The organism is Nitrospira sp. Ecomares 2.1, assembly GCF_965152585.1.
The window spans coordinates 680,227-698,655 of record NZ_OZ224219.1; the positions used below are offsets into that span (position 1 = coordinate 680,227).

The window sequence follows — 18,429 nt, forward strand, 5'->3', positions numbered from 1 at the left end:
CAATTAATAGTTATTACAAATGTTACCTTAACCGTTGGAGGCTTCACCATGTGGCGTCACATCTGGTTGATTGTCGGGTTGCTGTGTTCGGTTTCTTCTTTTGGATGTTCGTTGGACAATACCCCAAAGCGTCTGGGGGCTTATCTCCCTCAATCCTCCGCTCAGGAAGGAAGCGTGACAAAAACGGCGATTCCAGCCGAAGGCGTGACCAGTATCTTGGTGGTTCTGAACGATTCGGGATTTGAAAAATCGGCTCCCGTGCTTCGCCGTGGGACGCTGGAGAATCTCGGGGAACATCTGAAAACGGAAATTCAAAAACAAGTGCCGATTCAAATCACTTCCGTCGTATATCCTGAGGATTCAAAGCCCAATGGCTCTGTTGACCAATTCATTCAATTGGCAAAGGAGCAGAACGCTCCTTACCTTCTCTTGGCGGTGTTGTCCAGTTCAGAGTGGGAAGTATTTGCCCATCTTCCGTTGCAGGGCAACCAAGGTGGGGGGCTGCGAAGTATGGGGCTCCCAGGCTATCGGGCCGAAAATTACGCCCGGGTGGAATTAGCCTTGCTTGATGGCCAAACCGGCCGATCGTTGGTCTCTACGGACGGTCAAGCTTGGGCCTCCCTTGAACGATTAAATGTTCCGCTTGAATCTAATGTCTATCCCGTTGTCCGTAGGTATCAGAATCAACCACCTATTTACCCCAATTCAGAGAGTGAGGAGTATGAGACTCTTCGCTGGGTTTCCGGGCAGGATGCCATTGCCCAGGCCGTGATGCACTTAGAAATCTTATGGAAAAAGGATCAGGCGAATTCCTGATCACGATGATTCTTGTCAGAATAGGGTTCATTTGTCTGGTGACTTCTATTCTGGTGGGATGTGGGTCAGGTCCCCCACCCCGGATGATTGATCTTCTCGGAGAAGATGCCTTTGCGCACGGGGAGCGTCCATTTCAGAATAATGAGTGGAGGCAACAGTCAAGAATCGGGTTGGTAGTGTATTCCGATGCCACGGGGCAGAACGCCGCTCCGGCGATCATTTCTGAGTATCTTGAAATTCTCACCCGACGCACGGAGAAATTTCTTAAGCAGCAATGTGTTTTTCATGAGATAGTGGTCGTTCCACCCTTATCCAATCCGGTTAACCTTGCTCAAGAACTGAAAGTCCAAGGACAACGCTTACACGTTCCCTATGAAATCGTAGTCGTGTTTTCAAGTCGGGAGCAGGCCGGCCCTGAAAAAATTGGGCAAGCCACGATGATGACACTCATGAGTGGAACTGTCGTAGAAAATTTATCGCTGGCTGAGGTAGGAATCCTCCATGTATCGGATTTCCACATGGTCTTCCGGACAGTGGGGCGGGGGACCGACAGCTTGGAACAATTGGATGTGCCAATTGGGTCAAATCGTCCTACCCCAATAGACGCCCGTGACATTTTGAGGGCTCAAGCGGCTCAACATGCTCTGGACCGGGCACTTGCTTCATTGGGGTCGGCTTGTCAGATCGAAAAGAAAGCGCGGACAGGTTTTACCGAAAGCGCGGACAGGTTTTACCGATAGTTTTCGAATTGCAAATCGAGTCCGAAATCCTGCTCTTTCAGATGCTTCATAACCGCTTGCAGCTCGTCTTTGCTTTTGCTTTGCACCCTGACCTGTTCCCCTTGAATTTGTCCCTGAGCCTTGAATTTGGCTTCTTTGATCGATTTGGTGATGGCTTTGGCTTTTTCTTCGGGAAGCCCGCTTTGAATGGTAATGGTTTGGCGGACGGTTCCCCCTAGCGCTTCTTCCACTTTCCCATACGTCAGGCCTTTCAACGAGACATTGCGTTTGACGCATTTGCCTTTGAGGATATCCAAGACCGCGTTGAGTTTGTAGTCATCATCGGAGATCACTACCAATTGGTTATCTTTCTCTTTTAACGTGAGCTCGGTTTTTGATCCTTTGAAATCAAAGCGTTGCCCGACTTCTTTTTCGGTTTGATCTACCACATTTTTCATTTCCTGCATGTCGATTCGGGAAATGACGTCGAAGGAATAGTTGTCTGCCATAAGCCTCCTTACAAGTTATGGTTGCAGGTCCTTGGTTTAACAGCACCGTCCTGCGGGAAGTTGAATGCCTTCGCCTTCAATGACTTCAGTGCTATTCAATGGCTGTTTGTGCACAAGATAGCCATACCATTTTCTGGCGCTGTCCGTGAGAACAATGAGTGCAAGTATGGCCACTAAGCCGACGAGTGAGGCATTGATGGACATGGTCAGGCTTTGCGACCCATCGGCTGAGAGCGCCCGACTGATAAAGATCACCAGGAGTTCATAGCATCCGGCCAGCGTGATCACTCCAACAAACACCATCGGGATCACGGTCACCCACAGATAGGATGTTTTGTTCATCTTGATGAGGACGGTTGTGGCAATACAAAGCGCAAGCATGCCGAGTAATTGATTGGCCGCCCCGAACATGGGCCAGATGGTCGCAATGGATCCGGTGCCAATGAGATATCCCCACGCTCCAACGACGAATAGACTGGCGCCCAATACCCCTGGCCACCAATTGATCTGTTTGAGCGGAGCATAGACTCGTCCCCCTAATTCTTGAACCAGGTATCGTGCGACTCGGGTGCCAGCATCAATCGTGGTCAAAATGAACAGGGCTTCGAATAAGAGGGCAAATTGATACCAGTAAGCCATGAGCCCGGACATTCCCGGCAAGCTGGAAAAAATCGAGGCCATGCCAACAGCTAAGGACACGGCACCTCCGGGACGGCCAGATACATCGACTTCAACAAGGGTGGAGAGTTCCTTAATGTGGGCGGTCGGAAATCCCATGGTCTCCAGGGTTTCAGCTGAAAGGTTGGTGTTGATGGCGAGATAGTCGCCGGGAATCAGGAGACAGGCGGCAATGAGCGCAATCACGCCGACAAAGCTTTCCAGGAGCATGGCGCCATACCCGACAACTGCCTGAGATTCCAGACTAATCAGCTTGGGCGTGGTCCCTGAAGAGACCAGGGAATGAAATCCGGAAATAGCCCCACAGGCAATGGTGATAAAGAGAAAAGGAAATAAGGTTCCAGGAATGATTGGTCCATTGCCGGCCACAAAAATGGTGGTGCGAGGCATCTCAATGGTGGGGGCGAGCACAATGACGCCGACGGCCAAAAGGGCGATCACACCTAATTTCATAAATGTTGAGAGATAATCTCGCGGGACTAATAAAATCCAGACGGGGAGGACTGATGCAAGAAACCCATAAGCCGCGAGACTCCAGGTGAGCGTCGTGCGATCCCAGAGGAACCATTCTGCCCAATCTGATTGGGCCACGGTTCGGCCGACGATAATGGCCAGCACTAACAGCCCTAATCCGATGAGGGTCATTTCCCCCACCTGCCCCTGGCGAAACTTTTGAAGGTACAGTCCCATGAACACGGCAATGGGAATGGTCATGATGATGGTAAAGGTGCCCCAGGCATTGTGGTAAAGCGCGTTCACCACAGCCAGTCCTAACCCGGCCAGGGCGACGACCACGATGAAAAGCACGGCAATGGCTGTGGCCAGGCCGGTAATGGGACCCAATTCAGCATGGGCGATTTCCGGAAGTGAACGACCATTTCGCCGCATGGAGGCCACGAGAATAATAAAATCCTGGACCGCGCCTGCCAGAACCGCACCGATGACAATCCATAAAAACCCCGGGAGAAAGCCAAATTGTGCTGCCAAGACCGGACCGAGTAACGGGCCCGCTCCGGCGATGGCCGCAAAATGATGGCCGAAGAGAATGTATTTGTTGGCAGGATAAAAGTTGGTGCCGTCTTCCAGTCTGTGCGCAGGTGTCCGGCGACGGTCATCCAGGTTCATGACTCGCTGCGCTAAAAACCGGCCATAGAACCGATAGGCCAACACATAAAAACATGAGGCAGCGACCACGAGCCACAACCCGTTAACTTTTTCGTGAGGATTGATAATGCCCACCACATGGCCGAATCCCACGGCACAAAGTCCGGCGATTCCTAGCCATCCGATCTTATTCCACAATGACATGCGGGGCATCCTAGCAATGGGAGAAAAGGGTGTAAACGGGTGGCGACGGAGAGGTGTTCAGGTCGACATGTGATTAGGTCGGTGATTTTTCATGAAACACAAACGGGAGTTTGCCTGCTTTTTTTCGCAGGGAGTTGATGGCGTTGAGAATCTGTGGTTGCCGAATGAGTTTTTGTTCGACCCGGTGTTTTCCTGGAAAATCCAGAAACAAGATTCCCAGGACCATTGTGAGGATTCCTTGTCCTGGTAAAACCAGCATGGCGATTCCAGCTACCAGAAAAATGAGTCCCAGGCCGTTTTTCACCATCAACCCAAGGGTGCGAATTATGGGATGATGATTGGCAAACCACTTGCGATGGCCATGATTATCGAAGTAATCCGGTGGAAGGCGAATTAATATGGCAGGGATTGCAATGAGGGTTCCTACAAAGGCAATGAAAGAAAAGGTGATCATGCCGATCCAGATTTCACGGGGAACCCAAGTTTCGGCATACTGAATTATTTGATCAATCATTGTTGGAACCATTTTTCATACATATTAAGCAATCCTACGGTAGATGCATCAGATAAGAGTCGGTTGTACTCGGAAAAATATACACTTTATAATTGCTCAATGGTATTTGTATTAATTCAATTGGGTGTTTGTGGTTTTCAAAACCATGAGTGAGACATGATGTCACAGTATTGGTTGTTCAAATCAGAGCCGACAACATTTTCCATTGATGATCTTGTTAAATCTCCACGGCAGACCACATGTTGGGAAGGTGTACGTAATTACCAGGCTAGAAATTTCCTGAAATCCATGAATGTTGGAGATTTAGGATTTTTTTACCATAGCAATACGGACCCACCAGCCATAGTCGGAATCATTGAAGTGGTTAAGGCCGCTTATCCAGATTCATTTGCATTCGATTCAAGGAGCCGATATTTCGATCCGCGCAGTACCCTGGAATCACCCCGTTGGTTTCTTGTGGATGTGCGGTTCGTGAAAAAGTTTCCTCAGGCCTTGCCTTTGGATCAGTTGCGAGCCATTAAAGGACTAGGGAACATGGAACTTCTTCGTAAAGGTTCCAGGCTCTCGGTTCAACCAGTGCGTCCGGATGAATGGCAACGAGTATTGGATTTTGTTTCGAAAAAGACCGAGCCTACCAAAAGGTAGCTACTCAGGGTTTTTACAAGGTTTTTTCTGAATTCTTCCTCTATTTTCCTGGTTTTGGTGAATGATTCGCTGTGGGAAATACCTGTAAAAAAGGGTGAACGGTGACTTCCTGAAAAACACCAAAAAGGGTATAGGGGTCATTCTTAGCAAACTCTTGGACTTCTTCGAGTGATTCTGACTCAACGACGATTAGGCTTCCCATTTTATCGGTCAGAGGACCAGCCAAAATAATTTTGCCTTGTTGTGCCCATGCTTCAAGCCGTTTGAGGTGGGCGTCTCGATAAAGTGGGCGTTTTTGGGACCCCTCGGGACCATCTTTTCCTAGAATCACGAATTTCATTCTTTTTCCTCGTTTCTTTACCGAAGCCGCATGAATTGCCTCCCCTTTACAAGGCAAGGGCCATGAGGGTTTCATCATTTTCAGAAGGCAATCGTATGGTTATTTTTCGTCGGAAGAAGATCTGGTGGTCTGGATAATGGACTTGAAACGAATAGGCGAATGCGGGGCAGGTCTATGGATTTTGGTCTTCAATGGGTTGTCTGTTTCCATATCCGCTGTCGATGTCGTGCCACCAGCGAACCTGTTCTTCTCCGGATTTCCAACATAAAAATACCAGGCGGTCATTAAGGAGAAACGGGAAATCACATAATCCAATTTCGACGTCTTTGATCACTACCCCGAGTTCTTGAATGGCATGCAGGCTGCCATTGATGTCTTGTAACCCTTTGATATATTGGACACCCACGACGGTTCCTCCCCCCAATGACGCTTTTGCGCTTGCTTTTTTGACTTCTTCCCTCGTGTCCACAAGTATTTGTCGCCCCGCTTTAATGTTGCCCCAAAATTGTTCCAGCTCGGGGATCAATCCATTGGCTTCAGAGAGGGTGAAAATCCGTTCACTGGAAAAGGGAAAACCTGAATCAGACATGGGAGAGGACCCTTCCTTGTTGACTTTCAATTACCATCATGATGGTTTACCATAATAAGAAGAAGGGTGCCAACCATGAGAGAAGATGGTGAATTTTCCATAAGTGGTCCGGGTAAAAATTTGAGTTTCTTGTCGTAACTTCCGAAAGGAACCTATTGACAAGACATTCAAGAGTGAGATAAATAATTACTTAAGACCTGCCCAATTGATAGCAACATCCATTTCCGCCAATTAACTTCTCGGACTTCACGTAATATTTCAAATCGTAGATAGGACAACACGGGTGGTTTTGACAAGTGTGGTTCTTCAGTTTCTCTAAACATTCTTCCTAAACACACAACAGCGGTCTAAATCTTTTATTTTAATTAAGTCAGGAGTGGTTCCCTTTTCGGGGATCGCCAAAATTTGCAGCGCACAACCATTATGAGAATGTTCGTATTCTTTCCACCCCTCGTAACAGGCTAAGCCCACGAGAAAACCCTTCCGGCCAATGAATGGAGTAACCTAATGTATCTTGCCGAATTGAAGCAAAAGTCCATTGGAGAATTAAATGAAATCGCGCGCGACTTAAAAATAGATGGTGCGCCAAATTTGCGTAAGCAAGAGCTGATTTTCTCTATTCTTCAGGGGCAAAGCGACAAGAACGGAGTCATATTCGGGGAGGGAGTCCTAGAGACTCTATCCGATGGATTTGGATTTCTCAGAGCACCGGATTCCAACTACCTGCCAGGACCCGATGATATTTATATTTCCCCTTCTCAAATTCGACGATTTAATTTGCGAACGGGTGATATTGTCTCAGGCCAGATTCGTCCGCCGAAGGACGGAGAACGGTATTTTGCGCTCTTGAAAGTCGAAAAAATTAATTATGACGAGCCTGAGGTGCAGCGGGATAAAATTTTGTTCGATAATCTCACGCCGCTCTATCCTGAAGAACGGATTAACCTGGAATTTGATCCTGAAGAATATTGCACCAGAGTGATGGAGCTCACGACGCCAATTGGCAAAGGACAACGAGGATTAATCGTGGCGGCTCCCCGGACGGGAAAGACCATGCTCTTACAGGCTGTGGCGCGTTCCATTATTGCGAATCATCCGGAAATTGTTTTAATTGTTCTCCTGATCGATGAACGACCTGAAGAAGTCACTGACTGGCAGCGCCAGGTCAAGGCCGCCGAAGTGATTAGCTCCACGTTTGATGAGCCGCCCCAGCGCCATGCCCAAGTGGCAGAAATTGTCATGGAAAAAGCCAAGAGGTTGGTTGAACATAAACGGGATGTGGTCATTCTATTAGATAGTGTGACTCGATTGGCACGTGCTTACAATACGATTTCTCCTCCCAGTGGAAAGGTGTTATCAGGTGGTTTGGATTCCAATGCCCTTCAACGGCCTAAACGGTTTTTTGGTGCCGCCAGAAATATCGAATTTGGTGGAAGTTTGACGATTCTGGCCACAGCATTGGTTGATACCGGAAGTCGAATGGACGATGTCATTTTTGAAGAGTTTAAGGGCACGGGCAATATGGAAGTGCATTTGGATCGTCGTTTGGCGGATAAACGGCTTTTCCCTGCCATCGATATCAGTCAATCCGGCACGAGGAAAGAAGAGTTACTGGTTGATCGCGACCGCCTGAACAAAATGTGGATTCTTAGAAAGGTATTAAGTCCTCTCGGGACCATGGAGGCGATGGAGTTTCTCATGGACAAAATCGGGGGAACCAAGAGCAATAATGAGTTCTTGCAATCTATGAATCGATAATTCACAATAGGGGCCTCGTGTTGAGGCTTTTGAAGATTGAGATTTTGAATCGAGGGATGGCGTTGAAGGAGGTAGTATGAAAAAGGGCATTCATCCGGCTTATGAGTTTGCAAATGTGAGTTGTGCATGTGGTATGACCTATCAAACTCGGACGACCGTGGGAGACTTGAAGGTCGATATCTGTTCCAGTTGTCATCCGTTTTTCACGGGCACCCAAAAAATTGTGGATGCTGAAGGACGGGTAGAACGTTTCAATAAAAAATACGCCAAATTGACGAAGCCCAAAGCCAAAGCATAAAGCCTTTTTCCTCTTCTCCATTGTCCTGCCTTTACAATCCTGGAGGGGATAACGTCCGTGCAGGGTATTGAAGGAGCCCTGTCTGCCCTTATTTCTCCATCTGCGGTCGACAAGACGGGGTATTTCAGCATGGGTGCACCAAAATGCTGACAAGGGTTCCTCGATATAATCCCACCATTGACAGGAAAATGTTCGCATGAGGATGGCGGTCACGGTTGTTCAGGAAAGAGACCTGTTGGGTAATCTGATTTCCTGTTAAGCTACGTATATGTCAGCAGTTACTAAAGCAGAGCTGAAAGAGGGCGGATTATTTAGCAAATGGGAGGCCATTGCGAATAAGTATGACACCCTCAACGATCAGTTATCGGATCCGGCTATCCTGTCTCAATCGACCCTTCTGGTTGCGCTCAATAAAGAGCGGGCGGAGCTTGAGCCCATTGCGCAGTTATTCGGTGGATACAGACGGGTTGTCGAGGAGATTGCTCAGGCTCGGCTGATGACGGAAGATCTGCAATTGGATCCCGACATGCGTCGCTTGGCGGGCGAAGAATTGCAGAGTCTGGAAAGTCAACGCGAAGCCATGGAGGCTCAGGTCATTGAGTTACTTTGCCCGGCGGATGAAGGGGATAATAAAAATTCGTTCATTGAAATTCGCGCTGGAACTGGGGGGAGTGAGGCGGCACTTTTTGCCGGCGATCTTCTTCGTATGTACACGAAGTTTGCCGAAGCAAAGGGGTTACGAGTTGAATTGATGGAATTTCAGGAAACGGGTCTTGGAGGGGTCAAAGAGGCGGTATTGCTGGTTGAAGGCAAGGGAGCCTTTGGGAATTTCAAGTATGAAAGTGGGGTGCATCGAGTGCAGCGGGTTCCCACGACAGAGGCGAATGGACGAATTCATACGTCCACGGCCACGGTAGCGGTGATGCCAGAGGTTGAAGAAGTGGAAGTGCACATTGATCCGAAGGATTTACGGATTGACACCTACTGTTCATCAGGGGCTGGTGGACAGAGTGTCAATACGACCTATTCCGCGATCCGGATCACTCATATCCCGACGGGGGTCGTGGTAACTTGTCAGGACGAGCGATCACAGCTAAAAAATCGTACAAAGGCCATGAGAACCCTTCGGACGCGAATTGGCGATGCCGAGCGAGAAAAACAAGAAGCCTCCATTGCGGAACAACGCCGTTCCCAAGTCGGGACAGGGGAGCGGAGCGAGAAAATCCGCACGTATAATTTTCCACAAAATCGCGTGACCGACCATCGAATTGGGCTGACGTTGCACAAATTGGATCGGGTAATGGAAGGCGATCTTGATGGGTTAATCGCGGGCCTCAAAGCCCAATGATGCCTTTCGTGTAACCACCCGATCCCTCTCCTTCACCTGTTCAACGCATGTGCGCTTTTTGAGGCTCAGATGCCCACCTTCACTTCCTACTCCCAGTTATATCGTGGTGCGGTTGAGACGCTGACTCAAGCGGGGATTGCCAATGCCCGCCATGAAGCCCTGTGGATTCTTGAGGATGCCCTTGGCATTACGCGACTGCAACTGCATGCGAATCCAGATACTCCCGTAGAGGCGGATGTTTGTCAGCGGGCTGTGGCCTTATTTCAGCGCCGTGCGTTACATGAGCCACTTCAATATGTATTGGGAACCCAAGATTTTTGTGGGTTGGATTTTCTCGTACAACCAGGGGTGCTCATTCCAAGACCGGAGACAGAATTGCTGGTGGAGGAGGCTCTTGGGCTTCTGGGTGGTGACGCGCGGCCGGTGATTCTTGATGTCGGGACGGGTTCCGGATGTTTGGCGATCAGTCTGGCGATCCACCTTCCTGGCGCAATGATTATTGCATCAGACAGGTCAGTCACGGCGCTGCATCTTGCGCAGATAAATGCCGCGCGCCATGGGGTTTCGCAACGAATCCTGTGGGTGGCCGGTGACCTCCTTTCCCACTTGTTATCCAGAAATTTAGCAGGTAAAGTGACCGCCATTATTGCTAACCTGCCGTATATCTCCCATGCGGAATGGGAACACCTTTCTCCGGATGTCAAAGATTTTGAACCACGGCTGGCGTTGGATGGAGGGCCGGATGGGCTCGATGTGTACCGGCGGCTATTGGATGAATCGCCGGGACTTGTCTCCTCAAAGGGGTTTATCCTCATGGAAGTGGGAGTCGGCCAGGCTGACCTTCTGTGCCGGGATCCTTCACTCACGAATGCGTTTAAGACGGTAAAGGTCCGGCCGGATTCCCAAGGCATTCCACGAGTGGTGTGCGTGCAACAGCGTCTTGTGTAGACACGGAATATTGTAAATGGATCAAATTCGAATCACGGGAGGATTGCCATTAAAGGGGGCCGTCGAAATCGGCGGAGCCAAGAATGCCGCCTTGCCCATTTTAGCAGCGACGTTGTTAGGGGGTGGGGAATGCGTGATCGACCATGTTCCACGCGTTCGTGATGTGATGACGATGGGGAAATTACTGGCCTTGTTGGGAGTGACGGTTCAAGAGGAAGGCGCCAGGATCAGACTGGATGCGGCTCAGGTGCAATCGATTGAAGCGCCGTATGATTTGGTCAAAACGATGCGAGCCTCGATTTTAGCCCTAGGCCCTTTACTCGCGCGGCTGGGAGAAGCCAAGGTTTCTCTGCCTGGCGGATGTGCGATCGGCACCAGACCGGTCAATCTTCACCTTAAAGGATTAGAGATGATGGGGGCTGAAATTCAGGTGGAGCATGGATATATCCATGCGAAAGCCTGTCGTCTCAAAGGGGCAAGAATTGACCTGGATTTCCCGACTGTCACGGGCACGGAAAACCTGATCATGGCGGCTTGTCTGGCGGAAGGGACCACGAGTTTGCATAATGTCGCGCGGGAACCGGAAATCACGGATCTCTGCGCATTCCTTACCAAGCGGGGCGCCAAAATTCATGGGACGGGCACGGACACCATTACGATTGAAGGGGTAAAAGAACTTCATGGGGCAGGGCATTGGGTGATCCCCGATCGAGTTGAAGCCGGCACCTATTTGATGGCCGGAGCCATTACCGGAGGTAATGTCATGGTGAAGGGGTGTATGACGGATCACTTAGGCAGCGTCCTGAAAAAAATACAGGAAATGGGTGCTGAATTAACCGAATGCCATGACGGCGTACGAATCTGCCGTTCCGGTCCGCTCAAAGCGGTGGAGATGAAAACTCTCCCCTATCCCGGCTTCCCGACCGATCTCCAGGCCCAAATGATGGCGCTGATGTCGGTGGCAGAGGGAGTGAGCGTAATTTCTGAAACCATTTTTGAAGGGCGATTTCTGCATGTCCCGGAACTTCACCGGATGGGCGCGTCGATTGAGATTGATGGGCCACATGCCGTGGTTAAAGGTGTGCCGTTGCTCACCGGTGCACCCGTCATGGCCTCGGATTTGCGCGCCAGCGCAGGTTTGGTGTTGGCTGGATTGGCCGCTGATGGCGAAACGACTGTGTCTCGAGTCTATCATTTAGACCGTGGCTATGAGCGGCTGGAAGAAAAATTTCAGGCCCTGGGTGCGAAGATTGAGCGGGTTCGCGAGGTGGCATGAGTGACGTGATTACCATTGCCCTTTCCAAGGGTAAACTTCTTGATCCGACTCTTGAATTGTTCCGGCAGGCAGGCTATACGGGATATCATGTGCGAGCGGATGACCGTCGATTAATTTTGGAATTCTCTGAGCACGGGCACCGGGTCTTAATTGTTCGCCCCAGCGATGTGCCGACTTATGTTGAATATGGCGCCGCCGATTTAGGAGTGGTTGGAAAAGATGTCTTGTTGGAGCAGAGCCCGGATGTCTATGAACCGGTTGACTTGAACTTGGGTGTCTGTCGGCTGGTGGTCGCCAGGCCGAACGGGCCACAGCTTGGACAACGGATGTCTTCCAAGCTTCGGGTAGCCACAAAATATCCCACGATCACCGAACGTTATTTTAACCAACAAGGGTTGCCTGTGGAATTGATTAAGCTCTATGGGTCGATCGAGTTGGCCCCATTGGTCGGGTTGGCTGATCGGATTGTGGACCTTGTGGAGACCGGAAGCACCTTGAAAGCCAATAATCTGGTAGAGGAAGAGGTCATCGCCTGGTCATCCGCCCGATTGATTGTGAACCGGGCGAGCTTGAAAATGAAACATGCCGTGATTACAGAACTGATTGCTCGGGTGAAGAAAATTCTTTCCCGTTCTCGCTCCAAAAAGGTCCACGTATGAAAATTGTTTCCCACAAGGACCAAGGGTTTTCGCAGGCGGTGGATCGCGTATGTCAGCGGGGAGCTCAACAAAATACCAAAGTTGAAAAAGTCGTCAGGACAATTTTGGAGGCTGTTCGGCAAGAGGGCGACCAGGCCCTCCAGCGATTGACCTACAAATTCGATCACGTCCGAATTAGTCCTGACGGTCTTCGTGTGACGCCGAAAGACGTCGAACGTGCGTATGCCGAACTTCCGTCTTCAGATACTAAAGCCTTGAAATATGCTGCGAATCGTATTCGGACCTTTCATCGTCGACAACGAAGGGCATCCTGGGTCTATCGTAAAGAGGGAATTCAACTAGGGCAACGGATCACGTCGTTAGATGCCGTCGGTGTGTATGTTCCAGGCGGAAAAGCACTGTATCCATCATCGGTGCTGATGAATGCCATTCCCGCCAAAGTGGCTGGTGTGAAGCGAGTCGTCATGTGTACGCCGACCCCGACCGGCATTATCCATCCCGCCTTATTGGTGGCGGCGGATGTGGCAGGAGTGGATGAAATCTATCGGGTCGGTGGAGCCCAAGCCATTGGGGCCTTGGCCTTTGGTACCTCGACAATCCGGCCCGTGGATAAAATTGTGGGTCCAGGGAATTTGTATGTGGCCACGGCAAAACGTCTAGTCTATGGCCAAGTCGACATTGATATGATTGCGGGGCCGAGTGAGTTGCTGGTCATTGCCGATTCCGCCAGTAATCCGCTTCATGTTGCGGCCGATCTTCTTTGTGAGGCTGAGCATGATGAGGAAGCCTGTGTCTATCTGGTGACGACTTCTCTGACTCTGGCCAGACGGGTTGTGACGGAAGTGACCAGCCAACTCGCACAGTTGGGACGCCAGGCGATTGCGACCCGATCAATTCAAAACCATGCCCTGGCTTTTGTTGTGCGAACATTTGATGATGCCTTTGAATTAGCTAACCGGATTGCGCCTGAGCATTTATCATTAAATGTGGATCGGGCGGGAGACTATGTGTCCCGTATTCGTCATGCGGGTGCCATTTTTGTTGGGCGCTATACCCCTCCTGCAGTGGCGGATTATGTGGCAGGGCCAAATCATGTCCTTCCAACCGGGGGCAGTGCCAGATTTTTTTCGTGTTTGGGTGTGGATGAGTACATGAAAACCAGTAACGTGGTGACCTATTCGCAAGCCGCGTTGCGCAAAGCCAATGCTTCAGTGATGCGGCTGTCTAAGCTGGAAGGCCTGGATGCACATGGGCGATCAATGGAGAGTCGATGGACATGAACCAACATCTTGTTCCCAGAACGGCTTCTCAGGAACGAAAAACCGCAGAAACGGCTATTCGAGTCCAATGGGGCCTCGACGGAAGTGGCAATAATCAGATTAAGACCTCAATTCCCTTTTTAGATCACATGTTGAATTTATTCGGTAAACATGGATTTTTTGATCTGATGGTGGAAGCGAAAGGGGATATCGAGATTGATGACCATCACACGATTGAAGATGTGGGCATTGTCATGGGGCAAGTCCTCACCAAGGCTCTTGGCACGAAAGAGGGTATTGCAAGGTTCGGGTGGGCAGCGGTGCCGTTGGATGAAACGTTGGCTCAGGTGACGGTCGATCTGAGTGGCCGGCCGTACCTTGTGTACAATGTGGCGCTTCCTGCGAGGTATATTAAGACGTTTGATTTGGGGCTGTTTGAAGATTTTTTTCAGGCTTTTGTGAGTCAGGGAGGGTTAAATCTTCATGTGAATGTCCCTTACGGAAGAAATCCTCATCACATAATGGAGGCAATTTTTAAAGCCTTTGCCAAAGCCTTGGACCAGGCCGTAAAACGAGAAGAAAGGCTCCAGGGAGTCCTCTCCACTAAAGGATCGTTATAAATGGCGACAATGAGTGGATCGGCAGAGAAGGAAGCGACCGAAAGATGATTGCCATTATTGATTATGGGATGGGAAACCTCCGGAGCGTGCAGAAAGGGTTTGAATGTGTGGGGCATGAAGCGGTCGTAACTCGAGACCCTCGCGTAATTGATCAGGCCAGTCATGTGGTGTTACCGGGTGTGGGCGCGTTTGGGGATTGCATGGACAACCTGGTTCGCTTTGAACTGACGGACGTCATTCATCGTTCTATTTCCTCGGGAAAACCATTTCTCGGCATTTGTTTAGGCTATCAATTATTGTTTTCGGAAAGTGAAGAATTTGGGTGTCATAAAGGACTTGGGATCCTTGCAGGAAAGGTGAAAGCGATTCCCCGTCCGTCCGATGGTGAGGAAGTGTCGTTCAAGATTCCTCATATGGGCTGGAATACGGTTCAGGTCAACAGGGCCGCTCCGCCCTTACGTGGCATTCCCTCGGACTCCTATGTGTACTTTGTGCATTCCTACTATGTTGAACCGGCTGATGGTGCCCTCGTCAGTACCGAAACCGAATATGGAATTCCCTTTGCAAGTAGTGTCTGGAAAGACAATATCTTTGCGACCCAATGGCATCCCGAAAAAAGTCAGGCCGTTGGACTGCAGGTTCTGAAGAATTTCGGGGATTGGCAATGAGGGGAGTGTGTCTTGCGATCAATGGACGGTCAACACCGTTGCCTGCCAGGTTTCTAGTCATCAGCCTGATCGGGTGGTGGTGTTTCGGTGTGGGCTGTGTTCCCTCAAAAGTTCAGGTTCAGGCTTCTCCTGAATTTGATCCCTCCCGTATAACCAGTCTCGCCATCCTTCCTTTTCAGACGATCAAAACGCCTCAATTGGGGAGTAGCTCGATACGTGGAGGCGTGAGGGATCCGGAAGAAATCCGTACACAATTTCGGTTGCCGGGAACTGATCAAGGGAATGGAGCAGATTCCAGAAAAGTTCGTTTTGTGGTGCCTGCCACGGCTGCACATCGAATTACGACACAGGTAGTTTCTGTGTTGGCCAACCGGCCTTCTTTACGGGTGATTGGCCCAGAGGAGTCCTCCGCCGTGTTAGGCAGGGGAAGCCAGGAAGGTGAGCGGTCATTTTCGGTCATGGCCCAGGAGGTTGGGACGCAATTAAAGGTTGATGGAGTCCTGACGGGGCTCGTTAGCACATACCGGGAACGCGAAGGGAGTAGCCTTGGGGCTAACCCTGCGGCGGTGGGCTTTGAAGTGTATCTCGTGAGGCCTTCGGATGGAACCATCTTGTGGACAGGGGAATATTTTGAAGAACAAAAACCTCTTAACCAGGATGTGGTAGGGTTTTTTGAAAAAGGTGGAGGGTTTGTGACTGCCGAGAAACTTTCCGAATTGGGGGTACAAAAAGTGATGAAGGCCTTTCCGGTCGGTTTGGCCGATCCTGGCCCTGCTCGGTCTTTGAGAGAGGGCTCTGACTAATGCTACTGATTCCTGCAATTGATCTGAAGGACGGGAAATGTGTCCGGTTGCGACAGGGCGAGATGGATCAGGTGACCAGGTATTCCGATGACCCCGTGGCGATGGCGGAACATTGGCAGAGTCTTGGTGCCCGCTACCTTCATGTGGTGGATTTAGACGGGGCGGTGACCGGAACACCTCAGCATCTGTCTCACATCGAAGCCATCACCAAACGGTTGGCGATCCCCCTGCAGGTCGGTGGGGGCATCAGAAACACGTCAACGATTCGTGCCTACTTGTCCTGTGGGGTTGACCGGGTGGTGATTGGAACAGCGGCCTTACAGGATGCTGAGTTCTTGGCGGCAGCCGCGAAAGAGTTTCCTTCTAAAGTGTTAATCGGGATTGACGTCAAGCAGGGTTTAGTCGCGGTGCATGGATGGAAAACCGTGTCCAGCCTGACCCCACAACAGGTCTTTGAGTCGGTAAAGGATTTACCTTTGGGAGGCATGGTCTTTACGGATATTTCTCGGGACGGCATGTTGGCAGGGCCAAATATTTCAGCTCTACGGGATGCAGTGGCTATCTCGCCGTTTCCTGTTATTGCCTCTGGTGGAGTGACGGTACTGAAGGATGTACAGACCATTCAGGACCTTGGAAGCAAGATTTCCGGAATCATTATTGGAAAGGCCTTGTATGAAGGGACCTTGGATTTGAAAGCGGCTCTTGAAATGGTGGCCTCTGCAGAAGCGTCTCGAACATCATGCTGACGAAGAGAATTATTCCCTGCCTGGATGTCAAAGACGGGCGAGTCGTGAAAGGGGTCTCGTTTGTGAATTTGCGTGATGCGGGAGATCCGGTTCACGTGGCGCAGGTGTATGATCGTGAAGGTGCGGACGAGCTGTGTTTTTTGGATATTACCGCTTCACATGAAAAGCGGGATACGATTTTAGATGTGGTGATTCGGACGGCGGAGCAGGTGTTTATGCCTCTCACGGTTGGGGGAGGGATCCGGACAATTGAGGATATTCGCCGATTATTAGAGGCGGGTGCGGACAAAGTCAGCATTAATACGGCTGCTGTGGAGCACCCGGAATTCGTGAAAGCTGCTGCCAATCGTTTTGGATCGCAATGTATCGTCGTGGCGATTGATGCGAAACGGGCGACCACGTGTGAAGGAGGTGAACCCGGTTGGGAAGTCTTTACCCACGGAGGGCGGAACTCGACCGGCCTGGATGTCATTGAGTGGGGGAAGCGGATGAGGGACTATGGAGCCGGGGAAATTCTTCTGACCAGCATGGATCGGGATGGACAACAGGACGGCTATGATTTAGCTTTAACTGAGGCTATTTCCGAGTCCGTCTCCATTCCCGTCATTGCTTCTGGAGGGGCTGGCACCCTTCAGCACCTGTATGAGGCGTTCCATGTGGGGAAGGCCGATGCGGTGCTGGCGGCATCGATTTTTCATTATCAAACGTATTCAATCGGGCAAGCCAAATCCTATTTGGCTCAACAGGGTATCCCTGTTCGCTTGGGAACCGTCCCTGTTTCAATTTTATAACCACCCATGAGCGAAGTCTCTTCGATGAGCCCATTGCAGTTTGATGAACAAGGATTGCTCCCCTGTGTGGTGCAGGACTGGTTGGATGGGACGGTGTTGATGGTGGGGTTCATGAACCAACAAGCATGGGAAGCGACGTGTGGATCCCAACGAGTTCATTTCTGGAGTCGATCCCGAAAACGGTTATGGAAAAAAGGCGAGACGTCCGGCCATGAGTTACTCGTGAAGGAAATGTTTGTGGATTGTGATCGGGATACGATCTTGGTGAAAGCCCAACCCCTTGGACCGACGTGTCATACCGGAAACCGTTCATGTTTTTTTTCTCCCATGCCTTCTTCGACTTCTGAAGAGAAAGCCGCCATCCTGTCCGGGACGGCCTGGGGCGGAATTACCCGACGCCTGTATGAAATGGTCGACGATCGGAAAACCAACCCGAGTCCTGATTCCTATGTGTCGAAATTAATGGGAGGAGGCCTCGATCGTATTTTGAAAAAGGTGGTGGAAGAAGCCGGCGAAGTCCTGCTGGCCGGAAAAAATGGCGATCGGGAAGAAATTATATATGAAATGGCTGATTTGTGGTTTCATACCCTCATCATGCTCGGGCATTTTTCCATTCCTCCTGAAGAGATTTATCAAGAGCTTGGCAAGCGATTTGGCAAATCAGGAATTCGACAGCCAGAAGGAGACCCTACTCATGGGTGATTGTCTTTTTTGTCAAATCGTGAAGGGGGCCATTCCCGCTGACACCCTGTATGAGGATGAGCACACGTTCGTGTTTAACGATATCAATCCTCAAGCGCAGGTGCATATGTTGGTGATTCCCAAGCGGCACGTCGTGTCTTTGGATGATACGAAAGAGACGGATGCTGCCTTATTGGGCCAATTAATGGTCGTCTGTGCCAAGATGGCCAGACAGCGGGAAATTTCCGGTAGCGGATATCGGGTCGTTGCGAATACCGGACCTGGAGCCGGGCAGAGTGTCTTTCATTTGCACTTTCACGTCATGGGTGGGCGGACATTTTCGTGGCCTCCGGGTTAATGCCGGCTTGCCGGGGAAAAAGCGCTTCGATAATATTTGGTATCCCAAGGGAATGAAATTCGTGATGTGTCCCTAACACAGTTTGTGGTGAGAAGTGA

The 18,429-nt window shown here is 50.3% G+C and carries 22 protein-coding genes; 17 read left to right on the plus strand and 5 right to left on the minus strand.

Annotated features, from left to right (window positions below; translation table 11 throughout):
- Positions 1-48: 48 nt before the first annotated feature.
- Positions 49-816, plus strand: coding sequence for a hypothetical protein (locus tag ACWHYD_RS03185; protein ID WP_447964478.1), 768 nt, complete (start codon positions 49-51; stop codon positions 814-816).
- Positions 789-1,556, plus strand: coding sequence for a hypothetical protein (locus ACWHYD_RS03190; RefSeq protein WP_447964479.1), 768 nt, complete (start codon positions 789-791; stop codon positions 1,554-1,556). The genes ACWHYD_RS03185 and ACWHYD_RS03190 overlap by 28 nt, the downstream gene beginning before the upstream one ends.
- On the opposite strand, the gene ACWHYD_RS03195 is transcribed toward ACWHYD_RS03190, so the two are convergent.
- From ACWHYD_RS03195 to ACWHYD_RS03205, 3 genes are all read right to left on the minus strand, one after another.
- Entirely contained in the window at positions 1,547-2,044 is a 498-nt protein-coding gene (locus tag ACWHYD_RS03195) for a YajQ family cyclic di-GMP-binding protein (RefSeq protein ID WP_447964480.1), read from the minus strand. The two genes, ACWHYD_RS03190 and ACWHYD_RS03195, sit on opposite strands and share 10 nt — an antisense overlap.
- Positions 2,045-2,080: 36 nt before the next feature.
- Complete coding sequence (locus ACWHYD_RS03200) at positions 2,081-4,030, minus strand: carbon starvation CstA family protein (protein WP_447964481.1); 1,950 nt, start codon at positions 4,028-4,030, stop codon at positions 2,081-2,083.
- Between the two features lie 73 nt (positions 4,031-4,103).
- Positions 4,104-4,544 (minus strand): PGPGW domain-containing protein, encoded by a 441-nt coding sequence (locus ACWHYD_RS03205; protein WP_447964482.1) that lies wholly within the window; start codon positions 4,542-4,544, stop codon positions 4,104-4,106.
- 159 nt (positions 4,545-4,703) lie between these two features.
- On the opposite strand from ACWHYD_RS03205, the gene ACWHYD_RS03210 reads away from it, so the two are divergent.
- Positions 4,704-5,189, plus strand: coding sequence for an EVE domain-containing protein (locus tag ACWHYD_RS03210; protein ID WP_447965818.1), 486 nt, complete (start codon positions 4,704-4,706; stop codon positions 5,187-5,189).
- A gap of 40 nt (positions 5,190-5,229) precedes the next feature.
- On the opposite strand, the gene ACWHYD_RS03215 is transcribed toward ACWHYD_RS03210, so the two are convergent.
- Both ACWHYD_RS03215 and ACWHYD_RS03220 read right to left on the minus strand, forming a co-directional pair.
- Positions 5,230-5,529, minus strand: a complete 300-nt coding sequence (locus ACWHYD_RS03215; protein WP_447964483.1) for a YciI family protein — start codon at positions 5,527-5,529, stop codon at positions 5,230-5,232.
- A gap of 172 nt (positions 5,530-5,701) precedes the next feature.
- Positions 5,702-6,118, minus strand: a complete 417-nt coding sequence (locus ACWHYD_RS03220; RefSeq protein WP_447964484.1) for a DUF2203 domain-containing protein — start codon at positions 6,116-6,118, stop codon at positions 5,702-5,704.
- 507 nt (positions 6,119-6,625) lie between these two features.
- Here ACWHYD_RS03220 and rho point away from each other — a divergent pair.
- From rho to ACWHYD_RS03290, 14 genes are all read left to right on the plus strand, one after another.
- Positions 6,626-7,876: a transcription termination factor Rho gene (rho, locus tag ACWHYD_RS03225; protein WP_342348406.1), complete on the plus strand. Its 1,251-nt coding sequence runs from the start codon at positions 6,626-6,628 to the stop codon at positions 7,874-7,876.
- A gap of 76 nt (positions 7,877-7,952) precedes the next feature.
- Positions 7,953-8,174: a 50S ribosomal protein L31 gene (rpmE, locus tag ACWHYD_RS03230; RefSeq protein ID WP_447964485.1), complete on the plus strand. Its 222-nt coding sequence runs from the start codon at positions 7,953-7,955 to the stop codon at positions 8,172-8,174.
- Positions 8,175-8,442: 268 nt separating this feature from the next.
- Positions 8,443-9,522, plus strand: coding sequence for a peptide chain release factor 1 (gene prfA, locus ACWHYD_RS03235; RefSeq protein WP_447964486.1), 1,080 nt, complete (start codon positions 8,443-8,445; stop codon positions 9,520-9,522).
- A 69-nt stretch (positions 9,523-9,591) separates the two neighbouring features.
- On the plus strand, positions 9,592-10,470 hold the full coding sequence (gene prmC, locus ACWHYD_RS03240) for a peptide chain release factor N(5)-glutamine methyltransferase (RefSeq protein ID WP_447964487.1): 879 nt from the start codon (positions 9,592-9,594) through the stop codon (positions 10,468-10,470).
- A gap of 16 nt (positions 10,471-10,486) precedes the next feature.
- A complete protein-coding gene (gene murA, locus ACWHYD_RS03245) occupies positions 10,487-11,746 on the plus strand; it encodes a UDP-N-acetylglucosamine 1-carboxyvinyltransferase (protein WP_447964488.1) in 1,260 nt (419 codons plus the stop codon).
- Positions 11,743-12,405, plus strand: a complete 663-nt coding sequence (gene hisG / locus ACWHYD_RS03250; protein WP_447964489.1) for an ATP phosphoribosyltransferase — start codon at positions 11,743-11,745, stop codon at positions 12,403-12,405. The genes murA and hisG overlap by 4 nt, the downstream gene beginning before the upstream one ends.
- Positions 12,402-13,685 (plus strand): histidinol dehydrogenase, encoded by a 1,284-nt coding sequence (gene hisD / locus ACWHYD_RS03255; protein WP_447964490.1) that lies wholly within the window; start codon positions 12,402-12,404, stop codon positions 13,683-13,685. Before hisG ends, hisD begins: the two co-directional genes overlap by 4 nt.
- Complete coding sequence (gene hisB / locus ACWHYD_RS03260; RefSeq protein ID WP_447964491.1) at positions 13,682-14,284, plus strand: imidazoleglycerol-phosphate dehydratase HisB; 603 nt, start codon at positions 13,682-13,684, stop codon at positions 14,282-14,284. The genes hisD and hisB overlap by 4 nt, the downstream gene beginning before the upstream one ends.
- Before the next feature lie 44 nt (positions 14,285-14,328).
- Positions 14,329-14,952 carry an imidazole glycerol phosphate synthase subunit HisH gene (gene hisH, locus ACWHYD_RS03265; protein ID WP_447964492.1) on the plus strand — a complete coding sequence of 208 codons (624 nt, stop codon included), beginning with the start codon at positions 14,329-14,331 and terminating at the stop codon, positions 14,950-14,952.
- Complete coding sequence (locus ACWHYD_RS03270) at positions 14,949-15,755, plus strand: hypothetical protein (protein WP_447964493.1); 807 nt, start codon at positions 14,949-14,951, stop codon at positions 15,753-15,755. The genes hisH and ACWHYD_RS03270 overlap by 4 nt, the downstream gene beginning before the upstream one ends.
- Positions 15,755-16,501, plus strand: a complete 747-nt coding sequence (hisA, locus tag ACWHYD_RS03275) for a 1-(5-phosphoribosyl)-5-[(5-phosphoribosylamino)methylideneamino]imidazole-4-carboxamide isomerase (protein ID WP_447964494.1) — start codon at positions 15,755-15,757, stop codon at positions 16,499-16,501. The genes ACWHYD_RS03270 and hisA overlap by 1 nt, the downstream gene beginning before the upstream one ends.
- On the plus strand, positions 16,495-17,292 hold the full coding sequence (gene hisF, locus ACWHYD_RS03280) for an imidazole glycerol phosphate synthase subunit HisF (protein WP_447964495.1): 798 nt from the start codon (positions 16,495-16,497) through the stop codon (positions 17,290-17,292). The genes hisA and hisF overlap by 7 nt, the downstream gene beginning before the upstream one ends.
- A gap of 24 nt (positions 17,293-17,316) precedes the next feature.
- Positions 17,317-17,994 (plus strand): bifunctional phosphoribosyl-AMP cyclohydrolase/phosphoribosyl-ATP diphosphatase HisIE, encoded by a 678-nt coding sequence (gene hisIE / locus ACWHYD_RS03285; RefSeq protein ID WP_447964496.1) that lies wholly within the window; start codon positions 17,317-17,319, stop codon positions 17,992-17,994.
- The gene (locus ACWHYD_RS03290) at positions 17,987-18,331 is read left to right on the plus strand and encodes a histidine triad nucleotide-binding protein (RefSeq protein ID WP_447964497.1); all 345 of its coding nucleotides are present in this window, start codon (positions 17,987-17,989) and stop codon (positions 18,329-18,331) included. The genes hisIE and ACWHYD_RS03290 overlap by 8 nt, the downstream gene beginning before the upstream one ends.
- The last annotated feature ends 98 nt before the right edge of the window (positions 18,332-18,429 follow it).

Bases quoted from the DNA above. Each gene is read 5' to 3' on its own strand.
- hisIE (WP_447964496.1), top strand. From the start codon at position 17,317: ATGAGCCCATTGCAGTTTGATGAACAAGGATTGCTCCCCTGTGTGGTG.
- ACWHYD_RS03190 (WP_447964479.1), top strand. From the start codon at position 789: ATGGAAAAAGGATCAGGCGAATTCCTGATCACGATGATTCTTGTCAGA.
- ACWHYD_RS03270 (WP_447964493.1), top strand. From the start codon at position 14,949: ATGAGGGGAGTGTGTCTTGCGATCAATGGACGGTCAACACCGTTGCCT.
- hisF (WP_447964495.1), top strand. From the start codon at position 16,495: ATGCTGACGAAGAGAATTATTCCCTGCCTGGATGTCAAAGACGGGCGA.
- ACWHYD_RS03210 (WP_447965818.1), top strand. From the start codon at position 4,704: ATGTCACAGTATTGGTTGTTCAAATCAGAGCCGACAACATTTTCCATT.
- prfA (WP_447964486.1), top strand. From the start codon at position 8,443: ATGTCAGCAGTTACTAAAGCAGAGCTGAAAGAGGGCGGATTATTTAGC.
- ACWHYD_RS03200 (WP_447964481.1), bottom strand. From the start codon at position 4,030: ATGTCATTGTGGAATAAGATCGGATGGCTAGGAATCGCCGGACTTTGT.
- ACWHYD_RS03185 (WP_447964478.1), top strand. From the start codon at position 49: ATGTGGCGTCACATCTGGTTGATTGTCGGGTTGCTGTGTTCGGTTTCT.
- murA (WP_447964488.1), top strand. From the start codon at position 10,487: ATGGATCAAATTCGAATCACGGGAGGATTGCCATTAAAGGGGGCCGTC.
- rho (WP_342348406.1), top strand. From the start codon at position 6,626: ATGTATCTTGCCGAATTGAAGCAAAAGTCCATTGGAGAATTAAATGAA.
- hisB (WP_447964491.1), top strand. From the start codon at position 13,682: ATGAACCAACATCTTGTTCCCAGAACGGCTTCTCAGGAACGAAAAACC.
- ACWHYD_RS03220 (WP_447964484.1), bottom strand. From the start codon at position 6,118: ATGTCTGATTCAGGTTTTCCCTTTTCCAGTGAACGGATTTTCACCCTC.
- hisA (WP_447964494.1), top strand. From the start codon at position 15,755: ATGCTACTGATTCCTGCAATTGATCTGAAGGACGGGAAATGTGTCCGG.
- ACWHYD_RS03290 (WP_447964497.1), top strand. From the start codon at position 17,987: ATGGGTGATTGTCTTTTTTGTCAAATCGTGAAGGGGGCCATTCCCGCT.
- rpmE (WP_447964485.1), top strand. From the start codon at position 7,953: ATGAAAAAGGGCATTCATCCGGCTTATGAGTTTGCAAATGTGAGTTGT.
- hisH (WP_447964492.1), top strand. From the start codon at position 14,329: ATGATTGCCATTATTGATTATGGGATGGGAAACCTCCGGAGCGTGCAG.
- ACWHYD_RS03195 (WP_447964480.1), bottom strand. From the start codon at position 2,044: ATGGCAGACAACTATTCCTTCGACGTCATTTCCCGAATCGACATGCAG.
- ACWHYD_RS03205 (WP_447964482.1), bottom strand. From the start codon at position 4,544: ATGATTGATCAAATAATTCAGTATGCCGAAACTTGGGTTCCCCGTGAA.
- hisD (WP_447964490.1), top strand. From the start codon at position 12,402: ATGAAAATTGTTTCCCACAAGGACCAAGGGTTTTCGCAGGCGGTGGAT.
- hisG (WP_447964489.1), top strand. From the start codon at position 11,743: ATGAGTGACGTGATTACCATTGCCCTTTCCAAGGGTAAACTTCTTGAT.
- prmC (WP_447964487.1), top strand. From the start codon at position 9,592: ATGCCCACCTTCACTTCCTACTCCCAGTTATATCGTGGTGCGGTTGAG.
- ACWHYD_RS03215 (WP_447964483.1), bottom strand. From the start codon at position 5,529: ATGAAATTCGTGATTCTAGGAAAAGATGGTCCCGAGGGGTCCCAAAAA.